The following is a 14,341-nucleotide window of genomic DNA, read 5'->3' as shown; positions in this document are numbered from 1 at the left end:
CGCTTATTTGGCAACCATGACCATGGCAGGGCGAATGACTCGTCCGTTCAACTCATAGCCTTTCTGCATAACAAACATCACTGTGTTCGATTCATGATCCGCACTTTCCTGTATCGACATCGCCTGATGCATTTCAGGATTGAAGGTTTCCCCTTCTGGATTGATTTCTCTAAGGCCAAATTTAGCCACTGTATCAACGAAGGTTTTGTGAGTCAGCTCGACGCCTTCTATTACTGGCTTCACGGCTTCATTCTCAGCATCCGCAGCCTGAATAGCACGTTCCAAGTTGTCGATAACAGGCAACAGCTCTTCTGCAAACTTGTTTAGCGCGTATTTACGAGCTTTATCGATTTCGCCCTCAGTACGGCGACGCATATTGTCCACTTCCGCTTTCGCTCGAAGCACCGCATCTTGTTGATCCTTAACTTTCGCTTCGCTGGCTAGAAGTGCAGCTTCAAGCTGAGCCACTTTTGACTCTTGCTCATCGTGCTGAATATCTTCATTCCATTCAATATCAGCCTCTGTACCAACCACTTGAGCCTCAACCTCTTGCTCAGTCTCCTGCTGCACTAGCTCTTCTTCGTTAATCTTATTTTCTTCGTTACTCATGATATCTCCAGAACTCAATGCCATCTGTATCTAAAGCCTCACGTTTCTCGCTTTCAGATACATAAAAATTCGCACAAATCGCTAACTTGCCATTATTATGGGGATGAAGATTGTCGAATCAAGCCCATTTAGTGCGGAAAACCTATGAAAAAGCCATTTGAAGTGATCGCCATCATTGGAAAACCAAGAGATCAGCAAGCTATTCAGACTCATCGAGAACTGTATATCTGGCTGAAATCAGAGGGATATCAAGTCTTTATCGATGATAGATTGGCTGATATCTTGAATGATATCCCCAATGAGCACTTTGCGAGTCTGATCGAACTAGGACAAGCCGCCGATCTGGCAATCGTCGTCGGGGGTGACGGCAATATGCTCGGTGCCGCACGCGTCCTCTCACGATTTGATATTTCCGTCATCGGGGTAAATAGAGGTAATCTGGGTTTCTTAACCGATCTGGATCCAGAAAACTTTCAGACTGCACTGAAAAGCGTCATCGATGGCGATTTTATTAAAGAAGAACGCTTCCTTCTCGAAGCAGAGGTCCACCGACACGGTCAAGTGAAAAGTCATAATGCGGCCCTCAATGAAGCCGTTCTTCACCCCGGTCAAATCGCCCATATGATCGAATTCGAAGTTTACATCGATGACAGTTTTGCCTTTTCTCTGCGCGCTGACGGTCTAATCATTTCGACCCCAACAGGCTCAACCGCCTATTCTCTTTCCGGCGGAGGGCCTATTTTGTCTCCTAGCCTCAATGCCATTTCTTTGGTTCCTATGTTTCCACATACGCTATCAAGTCGCCCCTTAGTCGTCGATGGCAAGCGACGGATAAAACTCTTGGTTTCGCCAGATAACCGCGGTACTCAGGAAGTCAGTTGTGATGGTCAGGTTTCACTGCCTGTCTCCCCAGGCGATGAAGTACATATTTATCAAAGCCCAAATATTCTTCAGTTAATCCATCCGAAAGACTATAGTTATTACCATGTTTTGCGCAATAAACTCGGTTGGTCGAGCAAACTGTTCTGAGTTCCTACCTTAGCCACGCAAACCCTGATCACCCATCAAACTGAGGGCATCCCTAGGTTGACCCACTGAGTCAGCCTTGTTATGGCCGTATACCCATAGATAAATGACGCCGTGTTAATGTTGCTCACAAAAATGTTAACACTCACCTTTACTGTATAAAGAAACAGTATATACTGCTTATTTATACAGTACTGTTCATTTAAACAAGGTAAACAAAATGCTGGCTCATCTAAGTGTTAATAATTTCGCTATTGTAAAATCTCTTCAGCTGGAACTATCTCACGGCATGACCACCATCACAGGTGAAACCGGAGCAGGTAAATCTATCGCCATTGACGCGTTGGGACTTTGTCTAGGTGGTCGGGCAGAAGGCAGTATGGTGCGCCAAGGTGAAGAAAAAACTGAGGTCAGCGCCGCATTTACTCTTGAAAACAATCTCCGCGCAACACGCTGGTTAGAAGACAATGACCTAAGAGAAGGCAGCGATTGTATTTTACGCCGTATCATTAGCAAAGAAGGCCGTTCAAGAGCCTTTATTAATGGCAGCCCAGTTCCGCTTTCGCAACTCAAAACTCTTGGCCAAATGCTGATTAATATTCACGGGCAACATGCTCACCATCAGTTAATGAAAGGCGATCACCAAATGGCCATGCTCGACCAATATGCAGGCCACAGTAGTCGATTAAAAAACACACGTGACACCTATCAAAACTGGCGTCAAGCCGACAACAAACTCAAACAACTAAAAGAAAACAGTGTGGCTAATTTGGCTCAAAAACAACTGCTTGAGTACCAAATTAAGGAACTTGACGAACTCTCTCTTGGCGAGGAAGAATATGAGCAACTTGAGCAAGAACACAAAAGACTCTCCAATAGTGGAGAATTGGCCACCACATGCCAACAAGCCATCGAACTTATTGACGAAGGCAACGAGGTTAATGCGCTTGGTATTCTCCAATCAGCCAATCTCTCCCTGATCCAATTGGCCGAGCTGGATCCCACATTGGCCGAATTACCAACGATGTTGTCTGAAGCCATTATACAGATAGAAGAAGCGAACAGCGAAATTCGTTCTTATCTTGACACAATTGAGGTCGATCCGGCTCAAATAGCTCGCGTAGAGCAACGTTTTTCCAAAGTTTTGTCGATAGCCCGCAAGCATCACGTCCTCCCTGAAGGCCTTTATGCACATCATCAAGATCTTTTGGCACAGATAGAGGCGCTCGACTGCTCTGATGACAAACTCACCCTACTTGGTCAAGACGTCGAAGAAAAGTACCTTTTATTTGTCACCGCTGCCGAAAAATTACATAAATCACGCCGCCGCTACGCTAAAGAACTCAATAAACTCATCACTGCCAGCATGCATGAACTGAGTATGGAAAAAGCTCAATTCTCAATTGAGATCGATAATCATGGGACTCACCCTTCCCCTTTAGGCATGGACAACATTTGTTTTGTCGTCACCACTAACCCTGGGCAACCAATGCAACCTATTGCTAAAGTCGCCTCTGGAGGTGAATTGTCACGGATTTCATTGGCCATCCAAGTGATTACCGCTCAGAAAGTCGATACGCCCAGTCTGATTTTCGATGAAGTAGATGTGGGGATCAGCGGCCCAACGGCGGCCGTTGTCGGTAAAATGCTGCGTAAACTGGGCGAATCCACTCAAGTACTGTGTGTAACGCACCTACCTCAGGTCGCAGGATGCGGTCACCAACAGTTATTTGTGGCCAAGCAAACGAAAGCAGGTAAAACAGAAACCTTGATGCACTCTCTCGATAAAGAACAACGTATTTCTGAACTCGCCCGCCTACTCGGAGGAAGTCAGATAACGCAATCAACCTTGGCCAACGCCAAAGAATTGCTTGTTGCCGCATAAAAGTGAGCATCTCAGCACAGACCAAGTTGTCTAATTCATTAAAATTTGGTCTGAGTTTGCAACTAAATTCAAAAATCGAGGTCTTAAATAGTCCAAAGTCATATGAGCTTTTTACATTAGCGCTTAGCTTGTTTATTATCGGCTCAATTTAACACACTTCGTCTACAAGAATTTATTCATATGCAATTGAAAAAGTGGCTGATCGCGTTACCACTCTCTATGACATTCCTGACTGGCTGCTCTGTACTAGAAAAGCTAGTGTATCGAATTGACATAAATCAGGGAAACTACGTTGAACAGCAAGCCGTAGAACAATTAAAATTTGGCATGACCAAAGAACAGGTGCGTTTCGTTATGGGTTCGCCGATGCTGATTGAGAATGGCTACCCTGATACTTGGTACTATATCTATCATCATACAGAAGGCCATCAGGAGTCGGTTCAGAAAAATCTAATCGTCAACTTTAATCCGAAAGGCCAACTGGTTAAAGTCGATGGTGACTACACAGCTAGCCCTGATTTCTTTGAAAGTATCAACTAACAAACTTAGTCAGGGTTGGCATTAACATACCAGCCCTGACTAAGTTTTTAGCAACAATAGGGGAATATATAATCGGGCAAAAAACAGCTAGCCTTTCGCCTGCTCTGCTCGTTTTCGGCGAATTTCTTTTGGGTCAGCCAATAGAGGGCGGTATATTTCAATCCGATCTTTATCCCTCACAGTGGCATCTAGTTTCACGTTGCGGCTAAACACACCCACTTTATTTTTACTCAAATCAATCTGCGGGTATTGCTCTAACACGCCAGATTGCTGAATTATCTCTGCCACAGTCATGGTTTTATTGACCACTAAAGTAAATACACGCTGCTGCTCTGGAAGAGCAAAAACCACCTCAACATGAATCATGTCAGACTCAATACTCATAGCACGAATACACCTGTTTGGCGCGTTGCGTAAACGCATTCACCATGTTACTGGTCAGTTCATTAAAAACTTTACCAAACGCCAGCTCGATCATTTTGCTGGAAAACTCAAATTCCAATTTAAGCTCGACCTTACACGCTTGATCATCGAGTGCGGTGAAAAACCATCCCCCTTTAAGCGTTTTAAAAGGGCCATCGACCAGATTCATCAAAATAGCCTCATCCAATACTAACTGATTGGACGTAATAAAGGTTTTACTTATTCCAGCCTTAGAGACATCGACGGCGGCCACCATTGCCGAATCGTGGGACTCAATCACCCTAGAGCCTGAACATCCGGGCAGAAAGTCAGGATAACTGGCGACATCATTAACCAGCTTAAACATCTGCTCAGCGCTAAAAGACACCAAAGCGGAACGACTGACTTGCTTCATAAAGACTCCTCGTAGCACACACCTTTACAACAGGTATAACTTGATTTTACTTTTATTTGACCTGAGCGTAAACAAAGGGATTTCATAACGAGCGGTCTGGCCGTATAATGCAGGGATTATGGTAAAGAAAAAATCAAAATCAAAAGCCGGTAGTAATACCATTGCGCTTAATAAGAAAGCTCGCCACGAATATTTTATCGATGATGAAATAGAAGCGGGGCTTGAGCTACAAGGCTGGGAAGTAAAATCCCTGCGTGAAGGCAAAACCAATATTGCAGAAAGCTACGTCTACATCCGAGATGGCGAAGCATTCATCAGTGGTATGACGATCACTCCGCTCACTCAGGCGAGTACTCATATCGTGGCGAACCCAACACGTATCCGAAAACTACTCATGTCGAGAAAAGAGCTCGACAACCTTATCGGTCGTATTAACCGTGAAGGCATGACACTTGTCGCAACTGCACTTTACTGGTCTCGCTCTTGGGCGAAGATTAAAGTTGGCGTAGCGAAAGGTAAAAAGCTGCACGATAAACGTACTGATATGAAAGAAAAAGATTGGGCGAGAGATAAAGCACGGATTATGAAGAGTAATTTGCGCTAATTTTAAGCACTTAAACGCACAGTGCTAGACAGGCAATGCTTTTCTGGTACTATGCAAATAACACTTGGGGCTGATTTAGGATTCGACAGGAATTTTGAAGTCTGAGGTGCATGCCGTGGGGCGGTTGGCCACGTTAAAAGCCGCAAAAAAATAGTCGCAAACGACGAAAACTACGCACTAGCAGCTTAATAACCTGCTCAGAGCTCTCTTACCCTAGCTTCCGCTCGTAAGACGGGGACCAATAAGAGATCAAACCCAAACTAGCTAGCGCGGATTCTCCCACCTGAGAGGAAAAGCGCGAATTATAATTCAGGTTAGCCTTTAACTAGCGTGTCGGTTCGCAGGTTGCTGGTGAAATTAAAGATCGACTAAGCATGTAGTACCAATGATGAATGGTTTTTGGACGCGGGTTCAACTCCCGCCAGCTCCACCAATTCTACATTTAAAGACGTCCTAGGGCGTCTTTTTTTGTCTGAAATACAGTAAAATCAATGATTTAGCGTCTTGAGAGTCTTTTGTCTTCCTACTGCTTCTTTGCTTTTTAGGTACACCCAAAGGTACACTGCAATTAGTGTATCAATCTGGTGTACCTATTATGGGGTTTGAAGCCCAATGGAACGAAAACGTACGCTAAGCTTCATTATCCCAATGAACGAATTGCTAACTTCTTCGCTACCCGTATTACTGTACGATCCGAAACATTGGTGAGTTTGGCGGTATCACTAATACTCAGCTTGTTGATAACTCGTAGCTGATAGATTTTTTCGTGTAGCTCTGAGTCTGCTTGGCGTCCTCTGTATTCACCGTCCTCTTTGGCTTTCTTTATTCCTTCAGACTGACGGCGGCGGCGATCTTAGTAATCTTTTCTTGCGATAGTGTGCCGACGAGGGATACCGTGAGCGAATGGTCGATATTTTCTAAGCCATTCAAGTTTGTGTTCACCATAGGTTTCAATATCTTGCCAGCCCTCGCTACCAGCAGTTATGGCGCTAATGACAAGGAAAATAATGTCAACGAAATCATGCTTTTGATTGATGGATGACCGCGTACCTTCGACAACCGAAAGGTGTTCTATGAGGCTCAAAGGTGGTACCGATTTGTGGGTTTGAGCCTATTAGATCATAGTGGCTAACAAAGTGCGATCCCGCCCTGCATCAATAGTCGAGTCATCTAAGCGCTTGGCTTCCTTTAGATACTTAGTAAACTCATAAACAATTCGTGCATTATTTGTACTATTGTTTTCATTATCAAATACCCCATCAAAAGGACAATTTAATAGGTTTTGTCCTCTTAGGATTATCTTTGATTTACTGACTCAAGCTCATCCATGCTAAATATCACCCTGTAATATAGATAAGTCAAAGCTAAAGGCTTTGACACCCCTACTTTATCCCCCTCAAGGTATAATACTGCATATATCCTTTTGTTGGGATAGTATAGCCCATACCCTCTAGTGCGGATAAAACTTCATTGTAAGGAGTGACAACTTGTGATTTATAGCCCACAACAATTAGCCAATACTTTACTGCTAATACGCCAAAAAAATAAGTGGACTCAGTCTGAACTGGCAAAAAAAGTAGGGATAAAACAAGCAACCATTTCGAACTTTGAAAATAGACCAGAAAAGGCAACTATTTCAACAATGTTCAAGCTCATCCAAGCATTAGATCTCACTCTTAAAATCGAAACAAAAGATGCAAAAAACAGTCAAAGTACTGTTGATGAGGAAGATTGGTAATGCAGCAACTTAATGCCTACATGAATGGTGAGTTAGTCGGTACTCTAACAAAACAATGGCTCTCATGAATTTCAATATAATGAGTCTTGGCTAAGTAACGACAAATCTCGCCCATTATCTTTATCTCTTAAGCTACAAGTACCTACGATAACTTCTGATGCCGTTATCAACTACTTCGACAACCTACTACCAGACAATATTGCTATACGTAATAGGATTGTTGCTCGCTATCAAACAGCTTCAAATCAGCCTTTTGATCTTCTAAAGGAAATTGGTAAAGACAGCGTAGGTGCCATTGCTCTGCTCCCACCAAGTCAACCATATATCGAAAACAAACTGTCATACGAACTTCTTGATGAATCTCGGCTTGAAAAAATCTTAGCTGCCCATCATTCCGATATTCCATTAGGTATGATTAAGGAAGAAGATGACTTCCGAATATCGGTTGCTGGCGCTCAAGAAAAAACCGCATTGCTAAGGTTGAATGGAGCTTGGTGTTTGCCTAAAGGGAACACACCTACAAGCCATATCATTAAGCTACCTATTGGTGAGATTAAACAGCCCACCTCTATTTTAGATCTGACTGAAAGTGTCGAGAATGAGTTCATCTGTATTGAGTTAGCTAGAGAGCTAGGGTTTGATGTTCCGAAAGTCGAGATCATCACAACCCATAATTATAAAGCCATTGCTGTTGAGCGCTTTGATAGACGTTGGATTAAGGATCGTACACAACTACTGCGCCTTCCTCAGGAAGATATCTGTCAAGCTAAAGGGATCCCTTCATCTATAAAGTACGAAAGTGATGGGGGACCAGGAATAGCCGATATTATGAAGCTACTTGAAGGCTCATCAAATGCACTGGAAGACAGATATAACTTCATGAAGTTTCAAGTTTTCCAATGGGCTATAGGCGCTATTGATGGACATGCAAAGCATATTGGATAACATGCAAACTGAATTACCTAAAGCAATTGAGCGCCTCGCTGCCCGATTACCTGAAGGTTTCCCAAAACACATAACCGAAGCTATCTTTGATAACTCTATTGCTATGCCTAACAAATTAAATTTGAGCAAGAATGAGATCGAGAAGATAGAGCTTGATGTGTTTTATTGAGCACTCAGCTCAAAACTCATGCAGTAGAGCACACCAAAAACAAGAATTGGTATTAATCTAAACCTGAGCTAACCAATAATAGAAGGCACAAAGAGCTATTGCTCTTTGTGATTATCTACTTCTTTATCGAACGTCAGTTCAACTCCCTAAGCAGGAGCTGAACCCAGTTGACATTTCAAAGTAATCAATCCATATTTTCAGTACTAAACTGACACAAAACAAAAAAATCAATTCCAAGTAAGATATTGAAAATAAAGAAAAATAAAAGACTTTGGCAGCACTTTCCGCCAGCTCCACCAAACGTTTGGCAAGGGCGGTAACTCACTGAGTTATCGCCTTTTTTCCGGAAAAAGAAAATCAATCGGAACGACCACGCCCTAGGATTGGGAACTGCTCAACAACGACCCCAGATCTGATTGCGTATAAGGTGTTAAAGTTATTTAATGTTGTATCACAGTGGCTGGGCAGTAGAGTGATCCGCTGTCCAATCATCAGTGGTTCATGGCCTTCGTCTATGTGAATAATACCATGCTCATCGCCACCCGTTTGATAGGTAAGCTGGCTGTTGCCTTCCACTTTTGGCATACCCAAGTCAATTGAGAGGCATTTCATGCCGGCATCAATCACAGCTCTTTGTGACGTAGGGTGGCTCACTACGGTGCTCAGTACTTTAAGAGAAACACCAAATTGGTTGTTTTTCTCATGGCAACTTTCGTCCCCAATTGCCTGATAGGCCGTATCCATAAACAAATACGATCCCGCTTGAATCTCAGTAAAACCAAGCCCATCATAAGCAGCGTAAGTGCCCGTTCCACCACCACTAACAATTTCAGGGGCTAAACCTCTGGGTGTCAGTACATTCTCAATATAATCAAATAAACCTTCGACTACTGAACGCGCTTTAGCTTGCCTATCTTCATAGCCCTTTACGTGCTGTAAATGCCCGCTATACGCCTGTAAACCTGCGTAGCTTACTCCTTCAGTCTCGTTGATCATTTCAATCAATGTGAGTAGCGCATCCCCGACTTCCACACCACAACGCTGCTGCCCACTTTCAACTTCAATCATGACAGGAACACACACACCTGCCTCCCTTGCCGCTTGGGAGATATCGATAACATGTTGACGGTGATCAATCACCTGAATAAATCGATAAGATGGGTACGTTTGATGCAATTTAATCAAACGCCGAATCTTTTGTTCTCCGGCTATTGGGGTGGTGATCAAAATATCGCTAATTCCCCCCTCTGCCATGATCTCCGCCTCACCGAGCTTCGCCGTACAGATGCCACACGCACCTAAATCAATCTGCTTACGAGCGATAGCCGGATTTTTGTGAGCCTTGGTGTGCGGCCTCAATGTCAAACCCAACTGCTCAACACGTTTTTGCATAGTGATCAGGTTACGTTCCATCAGATCCAAATCGACAATTAAAGCGGGTGTATCCAACTGAGTGATATCCATCGTTTACCTTTATTTATTATTACATTAGGTGTTATACCACCGAAGATTAACAGATGAATTAGGTCGAATGCAAAATAGGGATTGGGCGCAAAATCATCCGCCGCTATAAAAAGTTAGGCTCACCTATCAGTCATCAACTTCCGAGTGGTCGGCACAAAAAATTGATAAAAAAATCATTGTAATCACTGCTAAATGAAACTGAGCAAACATACTGACGTAAAAAAACCGCAGACCCATTGTGCAACTTAATTTATATCACTACCATTCAACACCAAAAAGGGGGTCACTATGCAATTATCTTCAGATCTTATCGCTTTTTGGGAGAGCTTCGATTGGCCTTGTGGGCTAAAGGATACCCATTCTCGATTTATTTACATCAATCCAGCCTATCGGTGTATGCAGAACTTAGCCAAGTCCTTTGACATAGCAGGCCGCTACGACGGCGAGCTGCCGACTGAAACACACGAATATCAAGACGACTTTCAAAAGCATGACCAATTGGTATTGGAAACGAATAAAACAAAAAGCTCAATTGAGATTCACCCTTTTGGGAAAAACAAAATACTCGAAGGATGGATTTTTCATAAAAAGCCGTTTCTAAAAAATGGCCAAGTGGAAGGCATTTTTTTTTGGGCAGAGCCCGCGAAAAAACTAGACACCGATATCTACACAACCTTTGGCAGTAAACCGGCTTCGATCATTCTGAACCCCCCGACTTCAACTCTCACGGACAGAGAGTGGGAAGTGTTATTCTTTATGCTCAAAGGGGATAGTTTAAAATCTATTGCCTCTCGACTCACTCTCCAAGTCAACACGGTAAGAAAGTATCTAGACAATATTAAAGATAAGCTTGGTGTGTATTCACAATCGCAAGCTGTCGACTATTGCAAAGTACAAGGGTGGGACCACTATGTACCATCCAAGTATATTATCAGGCATAAAATGCTCAATTAGGCGTATGATGACTGACGACGGCTCTCATGTGATTTGACGACCTTGATCATTAGGGCATCGATCCTAGTGATTCAGTGACCGTTTCCAACCCTTCATATTAGCAATGATATTGCGATCCAAACAATACTAAAGTTACCCATTATTTCGACTGGTTTTTAACGCTATAGTGAAACTCGATTGCTTGATTATATTGACGTTTTTTCATGAAATAGGTTAATAGCTTCTGCCTATTCTTTAGTGCGTATCGATTCGTATTAACGTAGTGATATCAGCGACAAGTACAGGCTTTTCCTTGCTTTGGAAAATATACACCGTCGTTTCCAGTGGTACACACGCTCGTGTACCACTTTTTATCTTGACCAAATTCTGGTGATGAATAAAACGTGCTAACCGTTTGATCGCGTTGCTTGATTGAAGGCGGCGAACCCCGAATGCAGAGTAAATTGGCGCTCCCGTCCTACTCCGATAGAAATCAGGGACATTTTCATTGTCGCCTCATAGGAGAAAACAAAATACCGTCTAGATCGATATCCACAGATGGGTCATCAGATAAATAACCGCTGACACAATAAAATCACTGTTTTCTTTGTTATTGCTCAAACCAGTGGTCAAACCACACATTATTAATATGAAATTAATTTCATATTAATATCTCGCAAGTATAATTCCGACCTCTTTTCACACATGGATGACTACTATGAAAGTATTTAAGCCGTTACTTTTTATAACCATTGCCGCCCTTTCACTGCCAAGCTTTGCACGAGATTTTAAGGTTTTCTGTTACGATCAAGGTAATGATGAATGGCAATGGGCTGAGAATGAACAGGTCTATAACTGGCCGCTTATGAGCCTCGAAATCCCAATTGAGAACGCCTATTTCAACTACGTCAATGTATCCGAAAGCACCTACCGCTTACTTAAGGATGAGTGCCCGATCGGGACAGTGCCACAACCCGCAGAAAGTCATTTCTCAACTTGGAAAGTCTTCCATGTCAGCAATAGTAGCCGTTCTTATTTTGCGCCAGGAAAGCGTTCTTACCACAATATCCATGACCACGTATTCTTGCGCTTCAGTGATGAGAATCTCAAAAAAAACCTTGAAAGAATCGAAAATACGCTGTCTGACGTCACCCAAATAAAGGCGTACAAGTATTCATTTGTTGAGGGAGACCACTCACCAGAGATAGGGGTTATTGCCCAAGAACTGCAAACCATCTACCCAGAACTGGTTCATATGGATCTAAATTCTGGTTATCTCAAAGTCGATTACAAAGGCATGATTCCTATCCTGATAGAATCAATCAAAGAATTAGAACAGCGGGTTAAGCAATTAGAAAGCAGCAATCCATAGCCTACCCGCTTTTATGGTTAAGCCGTCGGTTAGGTCGACGGCTTCAACTCATCATTGTTTACCGCATTAGTGGATGCCGTTGTCTCAGTGGTGGTAGATTTGGGAATAAGTTGGCGGCCACTGAATACGAAGATAGCAATGAACAATGCACTACCAACCAAACGCCACCAATCAGACACCTCCGGCCAAACTTGTAACAATCCCACAATCACTAATACGATACGGGTCAATCCGTTGATCTTACCTTCAAGATAACCTTCCATTGCAGCGACAAACGCGTAAGTCCCCACAATGGCAAACCCACCTGTGATTAGGACGGTCGTCACATCCCAGCTCACCAGATTGGTGTAAGCGATCAACAAGGGGACCAAATATAGTCCCTTGGCAATTTTCCATGCAGTAAGACCTGTCCGCATGGGTGGTGTTTTGGCAATGGTCGCTGCTGCGAACGCCGTCAAACACACGGGCGGAGTGACATTACTGTCCTGAGATAACCAAAAAATGATCAGGTGAGCGGACAAGAGCGCAAGAGCCACTGTTTCGACTCCCAAACTTTGTTCCAGTAAGGTTTCCATAAAATCAGCAGGCACCAAAGCCACCATTTGCTTGGCTGTTTCAAGGCTCATAGGCGAGTTGAGTAACGCCATTTTATCAGGGGCCGCCAGCATAAAGATAGCTTTCGCCTGTTCAGGTAACTGCCCCGCCACCAATAGGTCAAGCAATTGATGCTGTGCCAGCAACTGATATAAAGCCGGAGCGGACAAAGTTCCCAAGACAATGTAAGCCGCCGTCACTGGCAATCCGACCCCGAGTACTAAAGACGCCAGTGCAATCAAAGCAATCATGAGAAACAAATCGCCATTCGCCCAGCCACCGATCATCAGCGAAAAAGTATTACCGATACCCGTAGTACTGATCACATTAACAACAAGACCTATACCGACCAACAACACTGCCGTGGTCGCCATATTTTTTGCCCCTTGAGCCAAGGCTTCAATGATCGCTGTCACACCCATTTTGTGGTTCTTAGAAAACCAAGACGCAACCACCACAGAGATAGTCGACAAGCCTGCCGCATAAGTCGGTGTAAAACCTTGAACCAATAAGGCGACAAGCACCATCAGTGGAATCAGGTTAGGCCACCCCGCCACCAGAACTCGAACTAACGATTGATCGCCTGTGATGACCTTTTGTACCCCACTTCGTTTGGCTTCGATACGCACAAAAAATGCCACCGACAAGAAATACACCAGCGCTGGAACAAAAGAAAGCGTGATAATATCCACGTAAGGAATTTGAGTATACGAGGCCATAATAAAAGCCCCTGCCCCCATGACAGGTGGCATCAACTGCCCCCCCGTCGAGGCGGCAGCTTCAACGCCAGCAGCAAATCGAGGAGGAAAGCCCGCCTTTTGCATCAAAGGAATACTGATCACTCCGGTTGAAACCGTATTGGCCACACTCGAACCAGACACAGACCCCATCAGACCCGAACTTAATACAGCAATAAATCCGGGACCACCAACCACCTTACCTGCTGCCGCCCTCGCCACGTCAGTAATGTAGTCTCCTACCCCAGAACGCACCAAGAAAGCACCAAAGAGAATAAACATGAAGACAAAAGACCAACTGATTCGGGAAATAGCACCAAACATCCCTTCTGAGGAATAAAAACTGCGATAAAGCAGGGTTTCCAAACTCAACCCAGGGAAGTGGAAAATACCACTCGCCAATTGCCCCCACCACACGACATAGCTCAGACAAACGAGAATCAATATTGGGATAAACCAACCCATGGTACGTCGAATTAATTCAACAACAATGGCAATAGCAAGCAACGCAAACACCCAATCACTGGCAACAAACTTCACCCCACGTTGATAAAGCGCGTCCTCAGCAAACGGGATATAAATAAGACAAGCCAATGCCGCGAGTGCAATCCCCATATCCACCGCTAAAGCGAATTTACTCGCCTTTAAAGACATATGAGCCGGATACCACAACACACAAATCACGGCAAAACCGGTAAAATGTGTTGCCGATACCCATAACTCAGGCAATGTCGATAGCGTATTGAACCAAATATGAAGCAATGATAAAGCCACGCCCAATACAGTGATAAGCCGAGTCACCCAAGGGAAATCAGTCCTAGTCGGCAGTTCGAACTGTTTTAGTTCTTGTTGTAATGAAGCATTCATAACAAAGTCCTTCGCACTCCGGCCTAACGCTCGGAGTATCG

At 43.8% G+C, this 14,341-nt stretch carries 15 protein-coding genes, 1 other RNA gene and 3 pseudogenes; 11 read left to right on the top strand and 8 right to left on the bottom strand.

Translation table 11 applies throughout. From position 1 onward, the window contains the following. Positions 1–3: 3 nt before the first annotated feature. Positions 4–609: a nucleotide exchange factor GrpE gene (gene grpE / locus HLM86_RS00525; RefSeq protein ID WP_076585688.1), complete on the bottom strand. Its 606-nt coding sequence runs from the start codon at positions 607–609 to the stop codon at positions 4–6. Positions 610–753: 144 nt separating this feature from the next. Between grpE and nadK the strand changes: the two genes are divergently transcribed. The 3 genes from nadK (at position 754) to bamE (ending at position 4,060) form a co-directional block, all read left to right on the top strand. Beyond that, positions 754–1,638, top strand: a complete 885-nt coding sequence (gene nadK / locus HLM86_RS00520; RefSeq protein ID WP_076585690.1) for an NAD(+) kinase — start codon at positions 754–756, stop codon at positions 1,636–1,638. Between the two features lie 217 nt (positions 1,639–1,855). After that, entirely contained in the window at positions 1,856–3,520 is a 1,665-nt protein-coding gene (gene recN / locus HLM86_RS00515) for a DNA repair protein RecN (protein ID WP_076585692.1), read from the top strand. Positions 3,521–3,700: 180 nt separating this feature from the next. Beyond that, complete coding sequence (gene bamE, locus HLM86_RS00510) at positions 3,701–4,060, top strand: outer membrane protein assembly factor BamE (RefSeq protein WP_076585694.1); 360 nt, start codon at positions 3,701–3,703, stop codon at positions 4,058–4,060. A gap of 87 nt (positions 4,061–4,147) precedes the next feature. On the opposite strand, the gene HLM86_RS00505 is transcribed toward bamE, so the two are convergent. Both HLM86_RS00505 and HLM86_RS00500 read right to left on the bottom strand, forming a co-directional pair. Beyond that, complete coding sequence (locus tag HLM86_RS00505) at positions 4,148–4,444, bottom strand: RnfH family protein (protein WP_076585696.1); 297 nt, start codon at positions 4,442–4,444, stop codon at positions 4,148–4,150. Continuing rightward, on the bottom strand, positions 4,434–4,877 hold the full coding sequence (locus HLM86_RS00500; RefSeq protein WP_076585698.1) for an SRPBCC family protein: 444 nt from the start codon (positions 4,875–4,877) through the stop codon (positions 4,434–4,436). The genes HLM86_RS00505 and HLM86_RS00500 overlap by 11 nt, the downstream gene beginning before the upstream one ends. A gap of 118 nt (positions 4,878–4,995) precedes the next feature. Between HLM86_RS00500 and smpB the strand changes: the two genes are divergently transcribed. After that, a complete protein-coding gene (gene smpB / locus HLM86_RS00495) occupies positions 4,996–5,481 on the top strand; it encodes an SsrA-binding protein SmpB (RefSeq protein WP_076585701.1) in 486 nt (161 codons plus the stop codon). 66 nt (positions 5,482–5,547) lie between these two features. Beyond that, positions 5,548–5,914, top strand: a transfer-messenger RNA (tmRNA) gene (ssrA, locus tag HLM86_RS00490). Positions 5,915–6,121: 207 nt separating this feature from the next. Here ssrA and HLM86_RS00485 read toward each other — a convergent pair. Then, a pseudogene (locus tag HLM86_RS00485) lies at positions 6,122–6,355 on the bottom strand (recombinase family protein); the annotation flags it as partial. Further along, a pseudogene (locus tag HLM86_RS20105) lies at positions 6,347–6,565 on the bottom strand (transposase family protein); the annotation flags it as partial. The pseudogenes HLM86_RS20105 and HLM86_RS00485, both read right to left, overlap by 9 nt. A gap of 405 nt (positions 6,566–6,970) precedes the next feature. On the opposite strand from HLM86_RS20105, the gene hipB reads away from it, so the two are divergent. Together hipB and HLM86_RS20475 are read left to right on the top strand one after the other, a co-directional pair. Beyond that, entirely contained in the window at positions 6,971–7,219 is a 249-nt protein-coding gene (gene hipB / locus HLM86_RS00480; RefSeq protein WP_076585723.1) for a type II toxin-antitoxin system antitoxin HipB, read from the top strand. Positions 7,220–7,333: 114 nt separating this feature from the next. Continuing rightward, a pseudogene (locus HLM86_RS20475) lies at positions 7,334–7,462 on the top strand (HipA N-terminal domain-containing protein); the annotation flags it as partial. Here the strand turns inward: HLM86_RS20475 and HLM86_RS20470 are convergent. Continuing rightward, the gene (locus HLM86_RS20470; RefSeq protein WP_390225124.1) at positions 7,422–7,562 is read right to left on the bottom strand and encodes a hypothetical protein; all 141 of its coding nucleotides are present in this window, start codon (positions 7,560–7,562) and stop codon (positions 7,422–7,424) included. The pseudogene HLM86_RS20475 and the gene HLM86_RS20470 overlap by 41 nt on opposite strands. Positions 7,563–7,630: 68 nt before the next feature. On the opposite strand from HLM86_RS20470, the gene HLM86_RS20465 reads away from it, so the two are divergent. Then, on the top strand, positions 7,631–8,164 hold the full coding sequence (locus HLM86_RS20465; protein WP_390225127.1) for a HipA domain-containing protein: 534 nt from the start codon (positions 7,631–7,633) through the stop codon (positions 8,162–8,164). Position 8,165: 1 nt separating this feature from the next. After that, complete coding sequence (locus tag HLM86_RS20460; RefSeq protein WP_390225130.1) at positions 8,166–8,333, top strand: hypothetical protein; 168 nt, start codon at positions 8,166–8,168, stop codon at positions 8,331–8,333. Between the two features lie 357 nt (positions 8,334–8,690). On the opposite strand, the gene HLM86_RS00470 is transcribed toward HLM86_RS20460, so the two are convergent. Beyond that, positions 8,691–9,797, bottom strand: coding sequence for a DSD1 family PLP-dependent enzyme (locus HLM86_RS00470; RefSeq protein WP_076585727.1), 1,107 nt, complete (start codon positions 9,795–9,797; stop codon positions 8,691–8,693). Positions 9,798–10,085: 288 nt separating this feature from the next. On the opposite strand from HLM86_RS00470, the gene HLM86_RS00465 reads away from it, so the two are divergent. Both HLM86_RS00465 and HLM86_RS00460 read left to right on the top strand, forming a co-directional pair. Further along, on the top strand, positions 10,086–10,751 hold the full coding sequence (locus HLM86_RS00465; RefSeq protein WP_076585729.1) for a helix-turn-helix transcriptional regulator: 666 nt from the start codon (positions 10,086–10,088) through the stop codon (positions 10,749–10,751). 697 nt (positions 10,752–11,448) lie between these two features. After that, the gene (locus tag HLM86_RS00460) at positions 11,449–12,102 is read left to right on the top strand and encodes a tail fiber domain-containing protein (protein ID WP_170882191.1); all 654 of its coding nucleotides are present in this window, start codon (positions 11,449–11,451) and stop codon (positions 12,100–12,102) included. Between the two features lie 29 nt (positions 12,103–12,131). Here the strand turns inward: HLM86_RS00460 and HLM86_RS00455 are convergent, their stop codons facing one another. Continuing rightward, positions 12,132–14,300, bottom strand: a complete 2,169-nt coding sequence (locus HLM86_RS00455) for a TRAP transporter permease (RefSeq protein WP_170882192.1) — start codon at positions 14,298–14,300, stop codon at positions 12,132–12,134. Positions 14,301–14,341: the final 41 nt, after the last annotated feature.

The sequence above is a fragment of the Vibrio ostreicida genome, from assembly GCF_013074385.2.
Lineage (GTDB): Bacteria > Pseudomonadota > Gammaproteobacteria > Enterobacterales > Vibrionaceae > Vibrio > Vibrio ostreicida.
This window is presented reverse-complemented; position numbering and strand designations above follow the sequence as displayed.

Excerpts from the sequence above, each read along its gene's own strand:
- HLM86_RS20470 (WP_390225124.1), bottom strand. The coding sequence starts at position 7,562 with ATGACAGTTTGTTTTCGATATATGGTTGACTTGGTGGGAGCAGAGCAA.
- HLM86_RS00465 (WP_076585729.1), top strand. The coding sequence starts at position 10,086 with ATGCAATTATCTTCAGATCTTATCGCTTTTTGGGAGAGCTTCGATTGG.
- HLM86_RS20460 (WP_390225130.1), top strand. The coding sequence starts at position 8,166 with ATGCAAACTGAATTACCTAAAGCAATTGAGCGCCTCGCTGCCCGATTA.
- HLM86_RS00470 (WP_076585727.1), bottom strand. The coding sequence starts at position 9,797 with ATGGATATCACTCAGTTGGATACACCCGCTTTAATTGTCGATTTGGAT.
- grpE (WP_076585688.1), bottom strand. The coding sequence starts at position 609 with ATGAGTAACGAAGAAAATAAGATTAACGAAGAAGAGCTAGTGCAGCAG.
- recN (WP_076585692.1), top strand. The coding sequence starts at position 1,856 with ATGCTGGCTCATCTAAGTGTTAATAATTTCGCTATTGTAAAATCTCTT.
- bamE (WP_076585694.1), top strand. The coding sequence starts at position 3,701 with ATGCAATTGAAAAAGTGGCTGATCGCGTTACCACTCTCTATGACATTC.
- nadK (WP_076585690.1), top strand. The coding sequence starts at position 754 with ATGAAAAAGCCATTTGAAGTGATCGCCATCATTGGAAAACCAAGAGAT.
- HLM86_RS00500 (WP_076585698.1), bottom strand. The coding sequence starts at position 4,877 with ATGAAGCAAGTCAGTCGTTCCGCTTTGGTGTCTTTTAGCGCTGAGCAG.
- HLM86_RS20465 (WP_390225127.1), top strand. The coding sequence starts at position 7,631 with ATGATTAAGGAAGAAGATGACTTCCGAATATCGGTTGCTGGCGCTCAA.
- HLM86_RS00505 (WP_076585696.1), bottom strand. The coding sequence starts at position 4,444 with ATGAGTATTGAGTCTGACATGATTCATGTTGAGGTGGTTTTTGCTCTT.
- smpB (WP_076585701.1), top strand. The coding sequence starts at position 4,996 with ATGGTAAAGAAAAAATCAAAATCAAAAGCCGGTAGTAATACCATTGCG.
- HLM86_RS00460 (WP_170882191.1), top strand. The coding sequence starts at position 11,449 with ATGAAAGTATTTAAGCCGTTACTTTTTATAACCATTGCCGCCCTTTCA.
- HLM86_RS00455 (WP_170882192.1), bottom strand. The coding sequence starts at position 14,300 with ATGAATGCTTCATTACAACAAGAACTAAAACAGTTCGAACTGCCGACT.